The sequence below is a fragment of the Alphaproteobacteria bacterium LSUCC0396 genome (assembly GCA_041228345.1).
GTDB lineage: Bacteria > Pseudomonadota > Alphaproteobacteria > Puniceispirillales > Puniceispirillaceae > UBA3439.
The window spans coordinates 1,681,937-1,699,597 of the sequence record CP166131.1 but is presented as its reverse complement, the minus strand read 5'-3'; the positions used below and the strand labels follow the sequence as shown (position 1 = coordinate 1,699,597).

Here is a 17,661-nt window from a genome sequence, read left to right as displayed (position 1 = left end):
TGCATTATGCCTTGGCGGCGGTAAGACGGCGCATCACCGGCGAGACCACCTTATCAGAAATATGAAAATCCCATAATGCCGCCTTATCCGAAGCCACAAAATCGTCAAACGCCGCATCCAGCCCGCCAAGATTGCGGAAGGTAACGCCGCCAAGACCAAAGCCGCGTGCCATCGAGGCAAGATCGGTTGCACCAAAGGCCGCACCCTCTTCATCATGGCCGTCAACCCGCAATTTATGAATTTCTGATCCGTAGGCCGCATCATTCATCATAATCATTAATAGCTTGATTCCATGCCGCTGAACCGTTTCAAGCTCTTGTGCATGCATCAAAAACCCGCCATCACCATCAATCAATACGACCTGGGTTTCGGGCCGTGCCGCGGCAACACCGATCGCATAAGACAGGCCATTACCAATGGCGCCAAATTCCCTGATCGTCAGAAAATCATCCGATGACCGCCCCGTCATATGCGCCGCATAATAAGAGCAATGGCCCGATGAATTGACCATAAACCAGTCTTTTGGCAATTTCTGGTCAAGCGCCTTGATCATCGCGCGCGGATCCACCACATCGGGTGCCACCTGAAATGGCATTGCATCAGGATATTCAGCCGCATCCTGTTTGGCGACACACGCGTTACGCCAGCCACTATCAGCCGGCGTTGCGCCAAAATCACTTTCGATCGCCGCGAGCAACGCCTCAACGCCAATTTTAGCATCCGCACCTAAATGGAAATGTGCGGCAACGCGGCCCTGACTATAGATCACTGGTTTGGTGTCAATATGCAGGATTTTTGCATTTGGATACAGCTTGCCAGCATCGGCAGAATGCGATGCAAGGCTCGTGCCCACCGCAATCACAAGATCGGCATCAAGACAGGCCTCACGCGCGGCATCAGAGGCAAATCCACCAACCACATTCAGCGAATGGGCTGAACGATGGAATAGGCCACGAGCCGGAAGCGTGGTCAGCAACACCCCACCAATACGATCAGCAAGCCGAACACAAGCAGGGCCAGCATCGGCCAAGATCGCCCCGCGCCCCCCAATAATCACCGGCTTTTTCGCGCCCGCCACCATCGCGGCCATTGCCGCAACATTAGCCGGGTCAGGGAACAATTTTCCTGCCGCCGGGATCAAGTCACGCGCCTTTAGGACGCTATAGGCAAGATCGCCCCACTCGCTTTCCTGCAAATCAAATGGCATGCCGATGACAACCGGAATACCGGTAATCTGAGTGCGGGCAAACGCCTCTTGGATTTGCCGGGTAATGCGCGGTTTATGCAAAATCCGCACATATTCCGCACCGCACGCCGTCACAAAAGGCGCCTGATCAATTTCCTGATTATACCAAGAATTCTTTAATGGGGACTCGCCAACAAAAAGAACCAATGGGATGCGCGCGCGCACTGCGGCGGTCAGGCCGGTCATAACCTGAGTCAAACCGGGGCCACAGGTAACCGTGGCAAGCCCAGGTCGTCCGGTGACTCGGGCATAAGCCATCGCCATCGACACGGCACAATGTTCATGCCGTGCATAGGTAAACGGCACACCCAAATGCGCCAGCGCACCGGCAAAATGCATATTCCCATCACCAAGAAGGGCAAAACAATGGCCAGATTCCTGCGCCTCAATCGCCGCTGCAACTACATCATAGGTTTTCATCAAACGCGCCCCCAAAGAAACAAAACATGAAGTGATCAATCCTCGCCGCACGCATTAGCTGGCGGCAAATTCTTTTTTCAATGCAGCAAAAAACTGCCGCGCCAGATGTTTGGCGACGCCCATCAAGATACGTTGGCCTACACCAGCGACAAGCCCGCTTACCTCGCCTTGGGCCTGATAGGAAATCTGCGCTGTTCCGTCTTCGCCTTCGGTAATTGATACAGCCGCATTACCGCCACCAGACCCAAGCGAGCCACTGCCCGATACGTTGATAACACAGCTATGTGGCGGGTTCATTTCGGATAGGGAAACCGCGCCCTCAAAACTGCCACCAACAGCCGCCACCTTTAATTCCAGAGACATCAGATACTGGCCCTCGCCGGTTTCGGTCATGCTGGTACAGCCCGGGATCGCACGTTGCAAAACCACCGGATCAATCACCGATGCCCATAGGGTTTCTGGGCTAGTATTGATTTGCTCACTGCCATTTAGCTCAATATTCACTCTATCTCTCCCGTTTGACTGCAGCCGGCCTAAAGCCCGAATAGCTGGCCTGCGACACCGCTGACCAGCTTGGTCCGCACGGCCGTGTCCAGACCATCAAGAACCGCCAATGGCGACGGGTCACCAATCGGAAACGGCATATCCGATCCCAGCATAATGCGGTCACTGCCAACGGCGCTAAGCAGAAATTCCAATGCCGCCGGATCATGCAGCAATGTATCATAATACAGCATCGACAGAGCCTTGGAAGGATCGGCAAGCGTATCTTTATGGAGATTGTAATTGCGCATCATCCGGCCAAGTACATATGGCAATGCCGACCCACCAATGCCGATTACGATCTTGGCACCATGATAGGTTTCGACATGGCCAGAATAGATGATACGCGAGATCGCAATCAATGTATCGGTAATGCGCCCGATGGCATTATTCATTCCATAGTCATTGACCCGGTCATCGCCTGAGTCAAACACCGGATGGATAAACAGGATCGATTTATTGCGATGCGCCAATTCCCAAAATGGCGTTAATGTCGGATCATCCAGAACCCCAGCTTTACCCTTTGGCTGGGTTCCAATCATTGCGCCCTTGAATCCTTGCTGATGCGCCTCATCAAGCACCATCGCCGCCGCACCACCATCTTGCATCGGCAAGCTTGCCAGCGGTATAAACCGATCATTTTCAGCGCAGAATTGGCGAAGGTGATCATTGATCATGCGCGACCAGCGCTGGCCTTCATCAACGGGCATTTCATAGCCAAACATATCAAGCCAGCCGCCAATTACCTGCAAATCAATCTTGTTGGCATCCATCCAATCAATCCGGCCCTTTGTATCAGACAGCATCCTTGAAGCAGGGCGCGTTGGCTTGCCGCCAGCAAAGGAAAAGCCAAAGCTGCCCGTATCATCATGCGCTAGCGACAATGAGGCAAATTCACTCGCTCGATCCTCGATTGCGGCAAGCAGGCTGGGGGGAATGAAATGTGCGTGGCTATCAATAATCATGATGGTTGGTCTCGCAATAATAAAAAGATAATGAGAATAGGGGCAGCCTTAAGATGTTTTTGCAGCAATCGCATCACTGATCGCACTCATCCGAATGGGCAGCTTTTCAAAATGAATACCTAGTCCAGCAACCGCATCATTGATCGCCCCCGACACCGCCGCTGGTGAGCCAAGATAACCGCTTTCACCCGAGCCTTTTTGACCAAAGACAGTATGAGGCGACGGTGTGCAATGTTTGACAATCTTGATGGCGGGCACTTCATGCGAAGATGGCATCAGATAATCAAGAAAGCTTTGCGTCAATAGCTGGCCATTGGCATCATAGGCAAATTCTTCAAACAGCGCCGCACCAATACCATGCGCGATCCCGCCATAAGTCATGCCACTGACAATCGCCGGATTTATTACCGTTCCGCAATCATGACCGATGAAATAGGAATGAATATCCGGCCGCCCAATGATTGGATCAAACGAAACCAGCACAAGGTGAAATTCAAACGCATAGCAGGGATACATCTGAACTTTGCCATCAGCTGGCAAAGCCTCGCCCGTTGGTACCTGCATAATATCAAAGCTGGCAAGCCCCGGATCCATCCCATCGGGAAGGCTGTGATATTGCCGGTGCGCCAGCTCAATCATATCATCCCAGACCAGACTGCGACCATCAGGGGCTATTACATCACCGCTTTCATAACGTAGCTGGTCGACATCCACCGCAAGGTGATGCGCCGCAATGGCCATAATCTTTGCCTTTAGCTTTTCACCGGCCCGCGCGGCCGCACCGCCAAGCATAATCGCCATGCGGCTGCCAACGGGTGAATTTCCGGGCAAGCTCTCAATCGAATTTGGCCGGGTGATACGGATCAATTCAGGATCGATCTGCAATACTTCGCCAAGGATTGTTGATACCAGCGTTTCATGTCCCTGACCTGATGATGTTGTGTGAATTCGCGCGGTGACACATCCCAACGCATCAACATTCACCTGACAGGATTCCATCCATGTTGACGTTTTATTGCTTTCATTTAGCAAAGGTTCAAACGACGAATTACCGCCACTTGGCTCAAGACAGGCAGCAATCCCGATGCCAGCCATCATCCCATCAGCCCGAAGCCGGTCACGTTCAGCCAGCATCGCCGGATAATCAGCTGCCGCCAAAACCTTGTCGATCACCGCATGATAATCACCGCTGTCATAATGGCTTCCACTTGGGATCAGATAGGGGAACTGATCCGCGCGGATGAGGTTATGCTGACGAAGTGCCAGCCGATCCATACCAAGATATTCAGCAACGCGGTCCATCGCCGTTTCAATGGCATAATTGGTTGGTGCCTGTCCAAATCCGCGCACCGCTTCTTGAACGGTTTTGTTGGTGGTTACCGACAATGCGTGATAGGCCACCGAATTAATCTGATAGGGGCCGACAATCGCGCTGATCGGCTTTCCAAGCTGAAACGGGGCCCGGCCTGCATAGGCACCAGCATTATCCAGCGCACGCATTTTCATTGCCCGCACCGTACCATCATCATCAAAGGCCACAGTAACATCAAATTTACGTTCCGGGCCATGCGCGTCGCCTGCTCGCATATTTTCCAGCCGGTCTTCGATCAGACGGACGGCGCGCCCTAACTTGCGTGCGATATAGCCGACCAGTACCGAATGTTTAATTCCGCGCTTTACCCCATAGCTGCCGCCAACATCAACATCATAGTGAACGCGGATGGCATTTCCGGGCAGGCCAAGACTGCGGGCAATCTGATCGGCATATTTCGGCATCTGAATAGACGCCCAGACATCCAGCATCTGATCCCAGCCGTTCCATTCAGCAATCACCCCAAATGTTTCGATTGGCACGGTAGAGTTTCGCCCCCATGTTACCGAGAATGACAGGCTATGCGCCGCCGCTGCAAAATCCTCATCAACCGGTCCCCAGACAAATTTCCGATCAAGCAGCAGGTTGCTGCCATGCTCGGGATGCACAGGTGTGCTGCTATCCAGCAAGGCCTGCTCGGCATCAAGAACAAATGGCTGCGGCGTTGCATCAACAATAATTTTTTCCAGCGCATCTTCGGCGATAGCACGGCTTTCAGCCACCACCGCGCAAACCCATTCACCAGCATAACGCACCCGCCCAACCGCCAATGGAAAGCGGCGAACATTGGGTGTATTCAGCCCGTTCATCAACGGCTGAACCGCGCCAGCAATCTCGTCACCAGTAATCACATCAATAACGCCGGGCATGGCAAGCGCCTTGCTGGCATCAATGCTGTTGATCACCGCCGCCGCATAATGCGACGCCAGCGGGGCGACATGCAGCATATCTGGCCGTTCAAGGTCGGCGATATATTTGCCGCGTCCGGCAACAAAGCGGCGATCCTCAACCGGACGGCGCGGGGTTGAGAGAAACTTGTATTTTGGCTCACTCATCTGGTTGCCCCCATCAAGCCGGCGTCATGTCTGGCGCACTGGTATCGTTGCGCTGACGAAGCCGTTCTGCCGCCAGCATAATTGCCTCGACGATCTGGACATAGCCGGTACAACGACAAATATTGCCCGAGATAGCCTCGCGAACATCATGTTCGCTTGGGGCAGTATTGACCGATAACAAAGCCTCGGCCGCTAGGATCATACCAGGCGTGCAATAGCCGCATTGCAGGCCATGCGCCTCGCAAAAAGCATCTTGAATGATGCCAAGCTCGCCAGCCCGTGCGCCCAGCCCGCCAATGCCCTCGATCGTGGTAATGTCAACGCCTTCTGCCTGCACCGCCAGCATTAGGCACGACCGCACCGCATCTCCATCCACCAGCACGGTACAGGCACCACAAACCCCATGCTCGCACCCAGCATGGGTGCCCTTTAATCCAGCAACATCGCGCAGATAATCTAGCAACGTCACGCGCGGTTCAGTCGCTGCAGAAACGGCCTTACCATTAATGCTCAAAGTCACATCATTCATTGATTAAGGTCCTTTGATATTTCGTCACGCGCATCACGAAGCGCGCGGATAGCAAGCTCGGTTGCAACACGTTTACGATACGCAGCAGATGCATGAAGATCCTCGACAGTTTCAACCACCTCCATCGCCGCATGGACAACATCACCAATCACGGCATCATCCAGTGATGTCCCGATTAACCCACCAACATCCAGAGGTTCAGGAAAATCGCCAACCGAGCCGACCCCAAGATAAATACCAGTCACGCCTACGCCGACCTCGGCATTGATCTGTGCCGCTGCCGAGGCCAGCGCATAATCGCTTTTGCGCGGTGCCACCTCATGAAAACCAGTGCCGCAAATCGCTGGTGCTTTAGTAAAGCATAGTTTCGTCAAACATCCAGCAGGCGGGGCAAGGGTCAACATCGGCCCAATGAAAAAGCTGGAAGCGTCAAATATTTCATCAGCACCATCAACACGGTAGGTAATCTCGGCACCCAATGTTGCCGCCACTAGCGCGATTTCTGCCGATGGATCAGCATGGGCAACCGAGCCGCCAATCGTTCCACGAGCGCGAGTTGGCGGATGGCCAACAAACGCCAACGCCTTGAATAATAGCGGCAGATGCGCTTTGACCATTGCAGAGGCCCGGGCATTGGCTTGGCGAACCATTGCGCCAATTTCGATATGGGTTTCGGTTTCGACGAGGCCGGTTAGCTCGGGTATATGCGCGATATCAACCAGCAATGAAGGGCGCGACAAACGCATTGACAACATCGGGATCAGTGACTGGCCACCTGCCAGAATCCGGGCATTGTCGTCACTAGCAAGCAGGCCGCAAGCCTCGTCGATTGTGGCTGGGCGTTTGTAGTCAAAGCGAACAGGTTTCATCCGGTTCTATCCGTTTATCAGCTAAAAAGGCCCGATATCATAGAGTTGCACCGCAGACATTTAGGATGCGAGCAGAACCAGATTGATCAGGCACATTTGGGGTCATTGGGGGAATCCAGAGTTCATTAACAGGTAATCGCTCCTGTTGATTAGAAGATGCTCACGTAGGCTTGTCAAATCAAATTCAGAAAATTTATGATTAGAAACAACATCAAAAAAGGCCGACCCATCGGCCAGCCTTTTTCAAACTCATCGCGATATTTACCGCCTTGGTCAGGGCGCCAAGCTCTTAAAGACCAATAACCTTTACCGCTTGCTGGGCCGGCAAATCGATTGATTTTTTACGACTGATATATCCTTCCATCAAATCATAGATGGCTGGACCTTCAACATTTTCATTTATCGATGCCCAACCACCAACAACATATTTCCGGTCGGCATCCAGCTTTTCGCCAGTCTTGGTCATGGTCATCTCGCTAATCCGGTTACCCATGCTGGCTTTTGGCTCACAGGTATAATTCATTCCACCAACACGCACCATATCGCCGCCCTGCTGATAGAACGGATCGACATTGAACAGATTGTCACAGACATCCTCGAGGATGGTTTTGATCTGTGCGCCGGTCATTTCGGTTCGGTAGACATTCGGATAATTCATACTGGTCTGGGTATAGAGATCATCAATGCTGATGTTTTGGCCGGGAAGCAATGTTGTTCCCCATCTAAATCCCGGGCTTAGCGAAATTTCAACATCACGCTCTTCTATAATGCCCTGACAAATCAGATCATCCCATGTGCCGTTGAAATTGCCGCGCCGGTATAACAGCCCGCTCGTTGTGCCAATCACCCTGTTACATTCGGCCTCATAGGGTTCCCGCAACGCATCAATATGCGCCGCCATCTCGGCATCAGGAGCGATCACATCCGAGAAAACCGGGATTAGCGTTGAATTATAATCAACAACCTCGCCGCCTTTGACGTCGAGATCAACACGGCCAAGATATTTCCCGTGCGACCCGGATGATAACAGCAATGTCTTATTGATCTTTAGCGCTTGCGGCACCGCGTCATGCGTATGGCCGGTCAGAATCACATCAATGCCCGAGACCACCGTTGCCAGCTTTTGATCAACGTCAAAACCGTTATGCGACAGCAGCACCACAATCTGGGCACCGGCATCACGCGCCGCATTCACGTTTTTCTGCACAGTTTCAGGACGAATACCAAAGGACCATTGCGGCACCATGTAGCGTGGATTGGCAATTGGCGTATACGGGAAATGCTGACCGATAACAGCCACCTTGACCCCGCCCTTTTCAAAAAAGGCCGTGCTCTCAAAAACCGGCTCTTCCCATTCTGTATCAAACACGTTGCCGCCAAGGAACGGGTAATCCATCGCGCCGATGATTTCATTAACCCGATCAACGCCAAAGGTGAATTCCCAATGCCCGACCATCGCATCTGGCCGCAGCATCGCCATTGCATCGACCATGTCCTGGCCATTGGTCTTTAGTGAGGTATAGGACCCCTGCCATGTGTCGCCACCATCAAGCAGCAAAACCTTGTCATCACCGCGATCAGCGCGGATTGATTTGATCAATGTGGCCGTACGGTCAAGCCCGCCAAGCCGCCCATAGGTCTGTGCCAAATTGGCGTAATCGACCATCGTATGCGCATAGGCAAGCGGTGTTCCGGGATCAATGTTGAAATGCTTCAAAAAATCCTCGGCAACCAGATGCGGAGGCCGTCCCTCAAAAGCACCAACACCATAATTCTCCGATGGTGGGCGGAAATAAACTGGCTTTAGCTGGGCATGGATGTCGGTAAGATGCAGCAGGGTGACCTGACCTTTGCTGTCAAATTTTAGCAAATCATCTTGGGTCATGGCTTGCTGCGCGGCAGCACGGTTCCAGTTTGATGTAGTGCCATAAATGCCCGCAGTTACGGCGGCCATTTGCATAAATTCGCGACGAGACAACATAAATCTATTCCCTATTCAAAACTGGTCAACATAAACATTGGTCAACTGTCAGCGGCAACATAGCGCCATACCAACTGGTTTCTTTCCACGCGGCCAAATCCGGGTGCAGGAAGATGGGTAGCCGCCAGCCCGACCTTATCAGCGGCCAGCCGGTCAAGCAGACGTTTGCGTGCCACAGCCCCCTGATCGCGGTCCATATCGGACTCGTTCAGCCAGTCTGGATGCTCAAAAGAAATCACCGAATGGGTCAGCGCATCACCAGCAATCAGCACTGATCCGGCTGGATCATGCAGCAACAAAGACGCGTGGCCCGGCGTATGACCGGCGCTGTCAACAACTTCGATGTTCGGCAGAATTTCATCCCCGACCCTAAACAGTGAGATTTGATCACGCAGCTTTTCAAAGCGTGACTTTGCACCAGCGGCAAAATTTTCGCGGCCAGCTGGCATGACGCTCATCGCATCATCCGAATCCCAGAAATCCCACTCGGCCTGACTAATATAATAGGCGGCATCAGGCATCAGCAAATCGTCAAAATCATCAAGGATACCCCAGATATGATCGGGGTGTGCATGGGTAAAGACCACATCAGTGATCGTGCTGATATCAACATCAGCCGCATCAAGTGCGGCCGGTAATTCACCAAGGGTTGGCAAAAAATTTACCCCGGAGCCAACATCAAACAATATCTTGCGCTCGCCAAGATCAAGCAGATTAACATTCACCGGACGGCGCAAACGCCCATCGGTAACACCACTTTTTGCCAAAATCTGATCACGTGCAGCGACCGGCACATCAGTAAATAATGTTTCAACCGGTAAATTCATCACCCCATCGGAAAAGCTGTAGAGCCTGCCACCGGCAAACGGCTGACTTGAGGCAAGCAGGCTATTTGGCATCGCGGCCAAAGTCATGCTGGTCGCCATATAAGCGGTAAATTGACGACGGGTGAAACGCATTCTACACCTTCTTCCCATTTAGTGACCGGCCTTTATGCGCCGATTTTGGCAAGGTGATTCCGGCGAGGCGCCTTACGCCCCAGCAGACACCTGATTAGTTTATTGGCTTTCAGGCGTCACATCAATGATACGTGCGCGGCCAATAATTTTGGTTGAAACCTTACAGTTCGTCATGCATGGCTCGCCTTTTGGCTGACCATCGGGGCGCGGATCGGGCAAGCTAAAACCATTTCGATTTGGCATTTTGACCGAGCCAATAGTCTTGTTGCTTAGCACAAACTCATCGTCAATCACGTCATTCATATTAAGAATATACGCAACAACCTGGTAGGTCTCGTCATGGGTAAGTGATTGAGCCTCGCCAAACGGCATCGCGCGATACACATAATCATAAACCGTCGACGCATAGGGCCAGTAGCTTCCAACGGTCTTAACCGGATCATTTGTTGCCAACGAACCATGCCCGCCCGCAAGAATTGGCCAGCGGTCAACACCCTCACCAAAGTCGCCATGACACGCGGCACAACGTTCGGCATATACCGCTTCGCCCTGTACGGCAGTGCCGCTTCCAATCGGAGCACCCTTACCATCTGGTCGCACATCGATATCCCAGCCAGCAACCTGTTCTGCCGTCGCGATTGTGCCAAGGCCAAATGGGCGCTCGGACGCCAAAGCCATTCCCGAAACGGCCACAGCAAACCCAGCTACAGCAGCAAAGCCGGTAACGATTCTTATGTCTTTTTTTGTCTTATCCAAGCCGTACATTTTCCACCTCGCCGTTTGACTTCACCAACCAAGTAGCAATTGAATTATTATGATAGATCGAATTAACGCCGCGCTCCTTTTGCAGCGCTTCAATCGTTGGCTGGACATAACCAGTTTCGTCTATGGCACGAGATTGAACCTTAAGCTCTTCACCGTTCCATTTAAAAGGCATTGTAAAACGAGTTAGGCTTTTATTTAGAATTGGGCCATGCAATTCAGCAGTCTGCCAATTGACCCCACCGTCGAGCGAGACATCCACACGAGCAATCTTGCCGCGTCCTGACCACGCCAAACCTTTTAACAAATTCTGGCCCTTCGAAATCATTGGCTTTTCTGGACAAGGCGAGGTTACGACTGACTTGGCATCCATAACCCAGGTGAACATTCGCGCCTTACCATTCTCCATAACATCAGTATATTTTGAGGTTTCTTCGCGTGCCATGTAAGGCGCATCGCCAAATTCAAGCCGGCGGATCCATTTCACCCACATATTACCTTCCCAGCCTGGCACGACGAGGCGCGCCGGATAGCCCTGTTCAGGCCGCAGCGCCTCACCATTCATCGAATAGGCGATCATGCAATCATCAAGAATTTTCTCAATAGGAATTGAGCGATTCATGCCAGCCGAGTCCCCACCCTCAGCAAGCACCCATTTGGCCGAAGGCTTCACCCCAGCTTCACGGCAGATATCGGATAAACGGACGCCACTATATTGGACGTTATGGACCATTCCAAAGGTATACTGACAACCATTAAGCTGCGCCCCACGCCATTCCATGCCGCCATTGGCCGCACATTCAAGAAAATGGAACCGGTTCACTTGCGGAAACCGTTTAAGATCATCAATGCTAAAGAGTAATTCACGATCAACTAAACCATTGATCATTAATCGATAATCAGCTGGCACTACCTCTGGAACGCCGCCATGGTGGCGCTCAAAACACAAGCCATTTGGCGTTACAATGCCGTCAAGATCCTGCAAAGGAGTAAAATTAACTGACGATTCAGCACTCGCCGTGAGCCATTCAACCGTGCGCCTGATAACGTGCGACTCATGCTCGGATGGCATGCCATAAGGATTGGCATCCACCCCCGCGCCAAGATAAGGCGTCCATTCAGAAACATTAGGCGGCAAATTTGCAGGATTAGATTCCGCGGCACCAGCCAGGGGAGCTGCCGCCATACCGCCAACTGTGGCTGCGGCACCGCCAAGCAATTGCCGCCGCGAGATTGCACTTTTAATTGTTTTCTGGCTCATATTACTTTCCCCGAATTATCTGTAATTTTAAGGCTGTGGTTCACAAATTTAAACTAGCTTTGAGCCGCAGTACGCGCAGCTTTCATCTCTTCCCGAAGGCGCTGGAAGTTATCATTGTAATACTTTTGAAACCTCGGTTCTGTTTTATAGGCTCCGGTTTTTACCCACTGCAACATCCCCATGAAAGTACCTCTCATGAAAGCGCCAGGCATAACAGCAGCTGCAGCTTCTGTTAATTTCTCAACGTCTTTTTTTTCAGTGATGAAGTAGATTGACGGGGTAAAAACCACACCCCAGCGGGCCGCCATTTCGTTCTCAGGCAAAACTGTTCCATCTAGGTCAGTAACATCCCGTGAACCAAATATATCCATCTGAACAACCAAGAAATTCTCTCGAACATATTTGTTTATGGCTGGTTCACTTAGTATTTCTGTCGCAACTTTCTCACAATATATACACCCTTTCTGATCAAATTTGACCATGAGCACCTTGCCGTTGGCTAGCGCTTCATCGACATCATCAGCAAGCTCAAAAAAAGACTGATGGTACCAGTCATAGTGATATATACCGTCATCACCCATTGTTGGCTTTAAGACCCCAGCAGAGGCGGAGCTCAGAAAACCTAAAAGGGCGAAAAAAGATAAAACCTGAATCATTGCTATTCTAAACATCACCCTACTCCCTGGAAAAATGAAACATTACGCAGAAGCCAGAACCCCGCCTGAGACAAAGTGCCCGTCATTACCGCCAACCCTGTAACGATTAACAATCCGCCAAGCAGCCATTTTACCGTGCGCGCCTGGCGAGTAAAATAAGTGAATTTTGACAGAAATAAATCAGCAAAAACAGCAACTAATATAAAAGGCAACCCCATACCAATACCATAGGCAAGAAGTAAGCCCGCCCCATCATTTGTTCCTGCAGACAACATTAAAATAGTTGCAAGGACAGGCCCAACACACGGCGTCCAGCCGAACCCAAATGCCAGCCCTACAAAATAGGCACCAACTCTACCAAACCTTTTTGAAGACGGCATAAACCGTACATCGCGGTTAAGAAAACCAATGCTAAACAAGCCAACAAAATGTAACCCAAGGGTGGTGATCAACCCTCCACCAATAATTTGGAAGAGGTCTAAATGGCGCGCAACAAAGCTGCCGGCCATACTGGACGAAGCGCCCAAAACGACAAAAACTGTCAAAAACCCACTGACAAATAAGGTTGATGCCATTACCAATTGCAAACGCACTGCAATGGTTTTGCCATGTGGATCAGAATTAATTCGATCCACGTGATTTGACTGGTTGCCAAGCCCGCTAAGGTAGCCAATATAGCCAGGCACCAATGGTAAAACACACGGCGACAAAAAGCTCAGCAAGCCCGCGAGTAATGCTGCCCCAAAACTAACCGTCACTAAAACGCCCCCATCTAAATGTATTCTTTAAGAAGATACATATAAATTTTACTATGCATTAACTATTATATAGGTTTTTTCGATTATTTCAAAATAAATACCCCATACCGCCTGGCAGTATGGGGTTTATTTGACGTGGCGGTGCCTTTAAAAACCACTCTCAGTTAGTTGCGGTAGGCCGGCGTCTCCACCTTGAGGCCATTCCCCCGCCATGCGGTGTAAAGCTCAAGAGCTACGAGATCCTCATGCCCATAAGGTGGCTTTGCAGCTCGTATATTTTCTAAACACCCGCGAAAACGACGATGCACGGAGCCAACGCCATTCCACTTCAAGCGATAGAGCGGAAAACCATTTGTTTGACCTTGAGACAACATGTCAGCACGAATATAGTTCCCGTAATTATCTTCATGGCAATGGGCACAAGACATATCAAGTTGACCGAACCTTGTGTAATAAAGCTCCTTACCGCGCTCAAAGGTTTTTGACGCGGGACCATCAATCGCAACTTCCAACCTGCTTCCACGGGACTGAAGTTTAATGAAAGCTGTTAAACCCAGCATTTCTCGGCTTTCCCATTTGTAAGGCTTGGCGCCCATAGCAGTTTCGCGGCACATGTTAATTACCTGCTCAAGCGTCATAACCTTTCCACCAGCGCTGTGGTATCTTGGATAAACGGCACCAACCGTGTTCAGAGGAACCTCTGCACATCCTTGAAACACCTCAGACATTGATTTTCCAGCTGTGCCTTCAACTTTTGTCCATTGCTCTTCACCATAATCCGCCACCAACATTGCAGGGTTAGCGAAGTCATCATCTTGAACATCACGTATCATAGCTTTCCGAAAGTCATACCCTGATACAACTTCGCCCAAAGGGTGATCTTTATCCTTTGGCTTGATTACCTCCGCTGTCCCGTCGTGATATGGGGTTTTTGCATTAGCACCCGCAGCCAAAAGGCCTAAAGCCATCATTATTGAAATTGCAAGTCTCATAAGAGCCCTCCCTTTTAATTCATTTAAATGGCCATTCTAGCTAACAGTCATTGTTTTTGTTGCGGTGAATTCTGCTCCACCGTCCTCTACCCAGGTGAATTTAAACTCTCCAGACTTAGTGGCTTTGAATGGAAAAGCGATGTATGGGTTTGCAGAAACAGCTGGCTCGAAATTTGCTGAGAAAACATCTTGACCATCAAAACTCGCTGAAAATTTGTTGATAATCTTGCGAGGTATTTTATTCCCCTTCTTATCTTTAGCTCGACCCGTGTGCATCGGGTGTGAAATCAACGCTTTTATTTCCAACATTTCACCAACAGCAGCTTTTGATGGAACTTTTACCCGAGGTTTAATTTTTGTCATTTTTGTTCTCCTTTAGCTATTTTATCAACCGCCGCAGCCACCGATGGTAACCTTGACTATTGATTGAGCTTGTTTGAAGCTGCCATCACTCATTTCTGCTAGCACAATGATATTCTGGGTTTTGGCCAAACGCATCCGTGTCGAGGCACTACACGCACCCATTGCTGGCGTGAAATTGAACGACGCAACTTCGGGTGTAGGGTTGCCATCAGCCATGACGTGCACAGTCTTGACGTAATTATCAGAAGTCATGGGGCTATCAATTGAGAACGCGACTTTTACCGCATTTCCATTCTCGGCAATCTCTGGAAGGTCCAACTCAATGGAGCCTTCCCCAATCGACTTGGCTCCCGTTAATCCCTTAATTTTTGATGCGACTGCAGCGCCGTCGGCGAATGCCGGCAAACCAGTAGCCACAACAGAACCAGCGGCAACAATCATCCCAAGGGCGTGGCGTCTCGAAATTTCACGCATTTCCAAATTTTTTTTCATCTCAATTTACTCCCGCTTATTGATCAGTCTGCAACGTCTGCAAATAGGCAACTATGTCTTCAACTTCTTGCGCCTCTAGAATTGATTTGCCTGCAAATTTCTTCAACACCGAATTAAAACCGTAGGTTCTGTAGAAAGACGGCATTAACGTGCTATCGTTAGTAACCTTTGCGTTTACCAACTGCATGCGCAATTCACCCTCGCTCAATCGCTTTCCAACACCATAGAGGGATGGGGCAGTTTCACCATGGAACTGTTGCTCAGGAATAGGCATAGCATGGCAGGCCAGACAATTGCCCTTTTTGCGGCTTATTGCCAACTTACGTCCATTCGCTGGATCGCCTGCTTTTCCAGTCAAAGATTTGGGTATCGAGACATCATCGACAATAGTGTAGGCCACTAAGCCAGGATCCCTGATAGTCACAGAAGCTGAATGCGCCGTGGCAAACCCCATAGCAGCAAACATTAAAAAGGATACAACAGCTGTTTTCATTATCCCCCACCTTATCTATCGTTATTTTTCTTTTGCACATACATGCAAATTTTCATTTATATTAAATCTGAACATATTTTTTTTAAATTGTAAAACAACTTTCCGATTTTTTTGACTTAGCAAAAAAAATCAAACGCATGCGGTTGCAGAAAGCTGAAGATGACAACAAAGTTTTTCAATGCAAAAATTCCGCCAAACGCCACCAAAATAATTCGGCTCCCGGGTAACCAATAATCCGGCCAGTTTCTTCACCATTTTTAATGATTATAAAAGTTGGCGTCATAGTTGCTGGCGTCATGTGAGCCAGATCAGATGGCATTTTTGCGAAGAAATCATGTCGGCGTAACGGCAGAACCTTAGATTCTTCGGTGCGGGAGTAGCCTCTGCCAACCTCCTCCTCAAAAGCCTCACACCAAGGACAACTTGACGAAGTAATCATCAATAGTTGACCTGCAGGATAGGCACTTTGCGAAGCATTAGTGCCAGTCGGCAATAGCGCAATACCAAGCCATAAAACCAACAAAGCCACGAAACGCAGCACAAAAAGACGGACCTTGCTAAGATGAGGCATCGCGGGGCGTGATATCACTAGCTCATCATTGGTGAGCTGATAGATCAGCCGTGATCTGGATCGAAAGCTAGCCCTTGCCATGCTGCCCACGTGGCATCGTCGTCTTGAAAACGGTTGAGAACCTGCCAGCCTCGTCAGCCGCGATCAATTCAACTGGTGCAGCTGGCGCTGCTTCCTCCATTTTACTAGTCCCTGCCACCAGAACTTCGCTTTTAATACAGTTTAGCAGCTTTTGCACTTGCGGATCGTTGACCTGATAAAAGACCTGACGTGATTGCTTGCGGGCGAACACCACCTCGTGTTTCCGCAGTAACGCTAGATGCTGCGAAATACTGTGTTGTGGCTGATGCAACGCTTCGCATAGCTGGCCTACAGATTTTTCACCGTCATTTAGCGCAAAACAGATAGCCAGTCGCAGCGGGTGTGATAGAGCCTGAAACACGTCTGAGGCCCGGTTCATCAACAAATCAAATGCAGATTTACTTTTTTCGTGCGCACTCATAGGTGGCCCCTATGCTAGTTTCCAAGATCGGGCTATATTCGCGATTTATATAGACTATTTACCATGTATGCAAACAATAACCAAATTCAATTGCTTCGTTGTAATTATTTCGAGATTGACCGCATCACCCGTTGAAGCCAGCCTTTGGTGCCACCAGATACGGCATCAGCCGCAGATTGCATAAAAGCATCACCCGGTTTCCAATTTGCCGGTGCTGCCCTTGGCGTTTGATAGGTGTCGATGAGGGCGCGCTGCACGCGCAGCAATTCATCAACAGACCGGCCAATATGCATCGGATAATGGATTAGCGCCTGCACCTTTTGCGCAGGGTCAATAAACATACAAGCGCGTACTGTCGATGTGGTGTCACTGTGGCTGTCAATCATGCCATAGGCGCGGGCAATATCCATCGACACATCTTCGATCACCGGAAATTTGACGCTTAGGTCAAATTCAGTTTCGATCCATTCGACCCAGCCCATATGGCTATATACACTATCAACCGACAGCCCCAAAAGCTGTACATCCATTTCGGCAAACTTATCCTGTTCGCGTGCCAGCGCAACAAATTCGGATGTGCAAACAGGGGTAAAATCGGCCGGATGGCAAAACAGCAAAATCCAGCGGCCAGCAAGCGCCGATAAGCGCACCTCGCCCATTGTTGACCGTGCCGCAAAATCAATTGCCGGCGAGCCTATCAAGGATCTATAAGTTGTCTCTGGTAGTTGCTCGCGATCGTCGGATGGGTGCATTGCTTTGCCTTTGAAGGATTTGCCGCTAGATAACCGGTGGCCAATTAATTATGATGGTCTATGCTCACTAGGTTGCGTGAGAAAATCAAGAGGCTGTGAGCAAAGAACGCGTAAATCAAC

General features: G+C 50.3%; 19 protein-coding genes. All 19 read right to left on the bottom strand.

Features of this window, described 5'->3' with window-relative positions; translation table 11 throughout:
• Positions 1-4 precede the first annotated feature (4 nt).
• A complete protein-coding gene (locus AB8881_08195; protein XDZ62528.1) occupies positions 5-1,666 on the bottom strand; it encodes a thiamine pyrophosphate-binding protein in 1,662 nt (553 codons plus the stop codon).
• A gap of 54 nt (positions 1,667-1,720) precedes the next feature.
• Positions 1,721-2,170: a CoxG family protein gene (locus AB8881_08190; GenBank protein ID XDZ62527.1), complete on the bottom strand. Its 450-nt coding sequence runs from the start codon at positions 2,168-2,170 to the stop codon at positions 1,721-1,723.
• 29 nt (positions 2,171-2,199) lie between these two features.
• Positions 2,200-3,174 (bottom strand): amidohydrolase family protein, encoded by a 975-nt coding sequence (locus AB8881_08185; protein ID XDZ62526.1) that lies wholly within the window; start codon positions 3,172-3,174, stop codon positions 2,200-2,202.
• A 48-nt stretch (positions 3,175-3,222) separates the two neighbouring features.
• Complete coding sequence (locus tag AB8881_08180) at positions 3,223-5,601, bottom strand: xanthine dehydrogenase family protein molybdopterin-binding subunit (GenBank protein ID XDZ62525.1); 2,379 nt, start codon at positions 5,599-5,601, stop codon at positions 3,223-3,225.
• Between the two features lie 13 nt (positions 5,602-5,614).
• Complete coding sequence (locus tag AB8881_08175; protein ID XDZ62524.1) at positions 5,615-6,130, bottom strand: (2Fe-2S)-binding protein; 516 nt, start codon at positions 6,128-6,130, stop codon at positions 5,615-5,617.
• The gene (locus tag AB8881_08170; protein XDZ62523.1) at positions 6,127-6,999 is read right to left on the bottom strand and encodes a xanthine dehydrogenase family protein subunit M; all 873 of its coding nucleotides are present in this window, start codon (positions 6,997-6,999) and stop codon (positions 6,127-6,129) included. Before AB8881_08170 ends, AB8881_08175 begins: the two co-directional genes overlap by 4 nt.
• Positions 7,000-7,288: 289 nt before the next feature.
• A complete protein-coding gene (soxB, locus tag AB8881_08165; GenBank protein ID XDZ62522.1) occupies positions 7,289-8,980 on the bottom strand; it encodes a thiosulfohydrolase SoxB in 1,692 nt (563 codons plus the stop codon).
• Positions 8,981-9,021: 41 nt separating this feature from the next.
• A complete protein-coding gene (locus AB8881_08160) occupies positions 9,022-9,939 on the bottom strand; it encodes an MBL fold metallo-hydrolase (GenBank protein ID XDZ62521.1) in 918 nt (305 codons plus the stop codon).
• A gap of 99 nt (positions 9,940-10,038) precedes the next feature.
• Positions 10,039-10,695, bottom strand: coding sequence for a c-type cytochrome (locus tag AB8881_08155; GenBank protein ID XDZ62520.1), 657 nt, complete (start codon positions 10,693-10,695; stop codon positions 10,039-10,041).
• A complete protein-coding gene (gene soxC / locus AB8881_08150) occupies positions 10,688-11,962 on the bottom strand; it encodes a sulfite dehydrogenase (GenBank protein ID XDZ62519.1) in 1,275 nt (424 codons plus the stop codon). Before soxC ends, AB8881_08155 begins: the two co-directional genes overlap by 8 nt.
• 53 nt (positions 11,963-12,015) lie before the next feature.
• Positions 12,016-12,633, bottom strand: a complete 618-nt coding sequence (locus AB8881_08145) for a thioredoxin family protein (protein ID XDZ62518.1) — start codon at positions 12,631-12,633, stop codon at positions 12,016-12,018.
• Positions 12,633-13,376, bottom strand: coding sequence for a cytochrome c biogenesis CcdA family protein (locus AB8881_08140; protein XDZ62517.1), 744 nt, complete (start codon positions 13,374-13,376; stop codon positions 12,633-12,635). The genes AB8881_08145 and AB8881_08140 overlap by 1 nt, the downstream gene beginning before the upstream one ends.
• 164 nt (positions 13,377-13,540) lie before the next feature.
• Complete coding sequence (soxA, locus tag AB8881_08135; GenBank protein ID XDZ62516.1) at positions 13,541-14,368, bottom strand: sulfur oxidation c-type cytochrome SoxA; 828 nt, start codon at positions 14,366-14,368, stop codon at positions 13,541-13,543.
• Between the two features lie 36 nt (positions 14,369-14,404).
• On the bottom strand, positions 14,405-14,731 hold the full coding sequence (gene soxZ / locus AB8881_08130) for a thiosulfate oxidation carrier complex protein SoxZ (GenBank protein XDZ62515.1): 327 nt from the start codon (positions 14,729-14,731) through the stop codon (positions 14,405-14,407).
• A gap of 24 nt (positions 14,732-14,755) precedes the next feature.
• Positions 14,756-15,223 carry a thiosulfate oxidation carrier protein SoxY gene (soxY, locus tag AB8881_08125; GenBank protein ID XDZ62514.1) on the bottom strand — a complete coding sequence of 156 codons (468 nt, stop codon included), beginning with the start codon at positions 15,221-15,223 and terminating at the stop codon, positions 14,756-14,758.
• Positions 15,224-15,239: 16 nt separating this feature from the next.
• A complete protein-coding gene (gene soxX / locus AB8881_08120) occupies positions 15,240-15,716 on the bottom strand; it encodes a sulfur oxidation c-type cytochrome SoxX (protein XDZ62513.1) in 477 nt (158 codons plus the stop codon).
• A gap of 175 nt (positions 15,717-15,891) precedes the next feature.
• A complete protein-coding gene (locus AB8881_08115; GenBank protein XDZ62512.1) occupies positions 15,892-16,305 on the bottom strand; it encodes a hypothetical protein in 414 nt (137 codons plus the stop codon).
• 49 nt (positions 16,306-16,354) lie between these two features.
• Positions 16,355-16,789, bottom strand: coding sequence for an ArsR/SmtB family transcription factor (locus tag AB8881_08110; GenBank protein ID XDZ62511.1), 435 nt, complete (start codon positions 16,787-16,789; stop codon positions 16,355-16,357).
• A 104-nt stretch (positions 16,790-16,893) separates the two neighbouring features.
• Positions 16,894-17,541 carry a peroxiredoxin gene (locus tag AB8881_08105; protein XDZ62510.1) on the bottom strand — a complete coding sequence of 216 codons (648 nt, stop codon included), beginning with the start codon at positions 17,539-17,541 and terminating at the stop codon, positions 16,894-16,896.
• Positions 17,542-17,661: the final 120 nt, after the last annotated feature.

Excerpts from the sequence above, each read along its gene's own strand:
- soxX (XDZ62513.1), bottom strand. The coding sequence starts at position 15,716 with ATGAAAACAGCTGTTGTATCCTTTTTAATGTTTGCTGCTATGGGGTTT.
- soxZ (XDZ62515.1), bottom strand. The coding sequence starts at position 14,731 with ATGACAAAAATTAAACCTCGGGTAAAAGTTCCATCAAAAGCTGCTGTT.
- AB8881_08145 (XDZ62518.1), bottom strand. The coding sequence starts at position 12,633 with ATGTTTAGAATAGCAATGATTCAGGTTTTATCTTTTTTCGCCCTTTTA.
- AB8881_08175 (XDZ62524.1), bottom strand. The coding sequence starts at position 6,130 with ATGAATGATGTGACTTTGAGCATTAATGGTAAGGCCGTTTCTGCAGCG.
- AB8881_08160 (XDZ62521.1), bottom strand. The coding sequence starts at position 9,939 with ATGCGTTTCACCCGTCGTCAATTTACCGCTTATATGGCGACCAGCATG.
- soxY (XDZ62514.1), bottom strand. The coding sequence starts at position 15,223 with ATGAAAAAAAATTTGGAAATGCGTGAAATTTCGAGACGCCACGCCCTT.
- AB8881_08180 (XDZ62525.1), bottom strand. The coding sequence starts at position 5,601 with ATGAGTGAGCCAAAATACAAGTTTCTCTCAACCCCGCGCCGTCCGGTT.
- AB8881_08185 (XDZ62526.1), bottom strand. The coding sequence starts at position 3,174 with ATGATTATTGATAGCCACGCACATTTCATTCCCCCCAGCCTGCTTGCC.
- soxB (XDZ62522.1), bottom strand. The coding sequence starts at position 8,980 with ATGTTGTCTCGTCGCGAATTTATGCAAATGGCCGCCGTAACTGCGGGC.
- AB8881_08105 (XDZ62510.1), bottom strand. The coding sequence starts at position 17,541 with ATGCACCCATCCGACGATCGCGAGCAACTACCAGAGACAACTTATAGA.
- AB8881_08195 (XDZ62528.1), bottom strand. The coding sequence starts at position 1,666 with ATGAAAACCTATGATGTAGTTGCAGCGGCGATTGAGGCGCAGGAATCT.
- AB8881_08170 (XDZ62523.1), bottom strand. The coding sequence starts at position 6,999 with ATGAAACCTGTTCGCTTTGACTACAAACGCCCAGCCACAATCGACGAG.
- AB8881_08110 (XDZ62511.1), bottom strand. The coding sequence starts at position 16,789 with ATGAGTGCGCACGAAAAAAGTAAATCTGCATTTGATTTGTTGATGAAC.
- soxA (XDZ62516.1), bottom strand. The coding sequence starts at position 14,368 with ATGAGACTTGCAATTTCAATAATGATGGCTTTAGGCCTTTTGGCTGCG.
- soxC (XDZ62519.1), bottom strand. The coding sequence starts at position 11,962 with ATGAGCCAGAAAACAATTAAAAGTGCAATCTCGCGGCGGCAATTGCTT.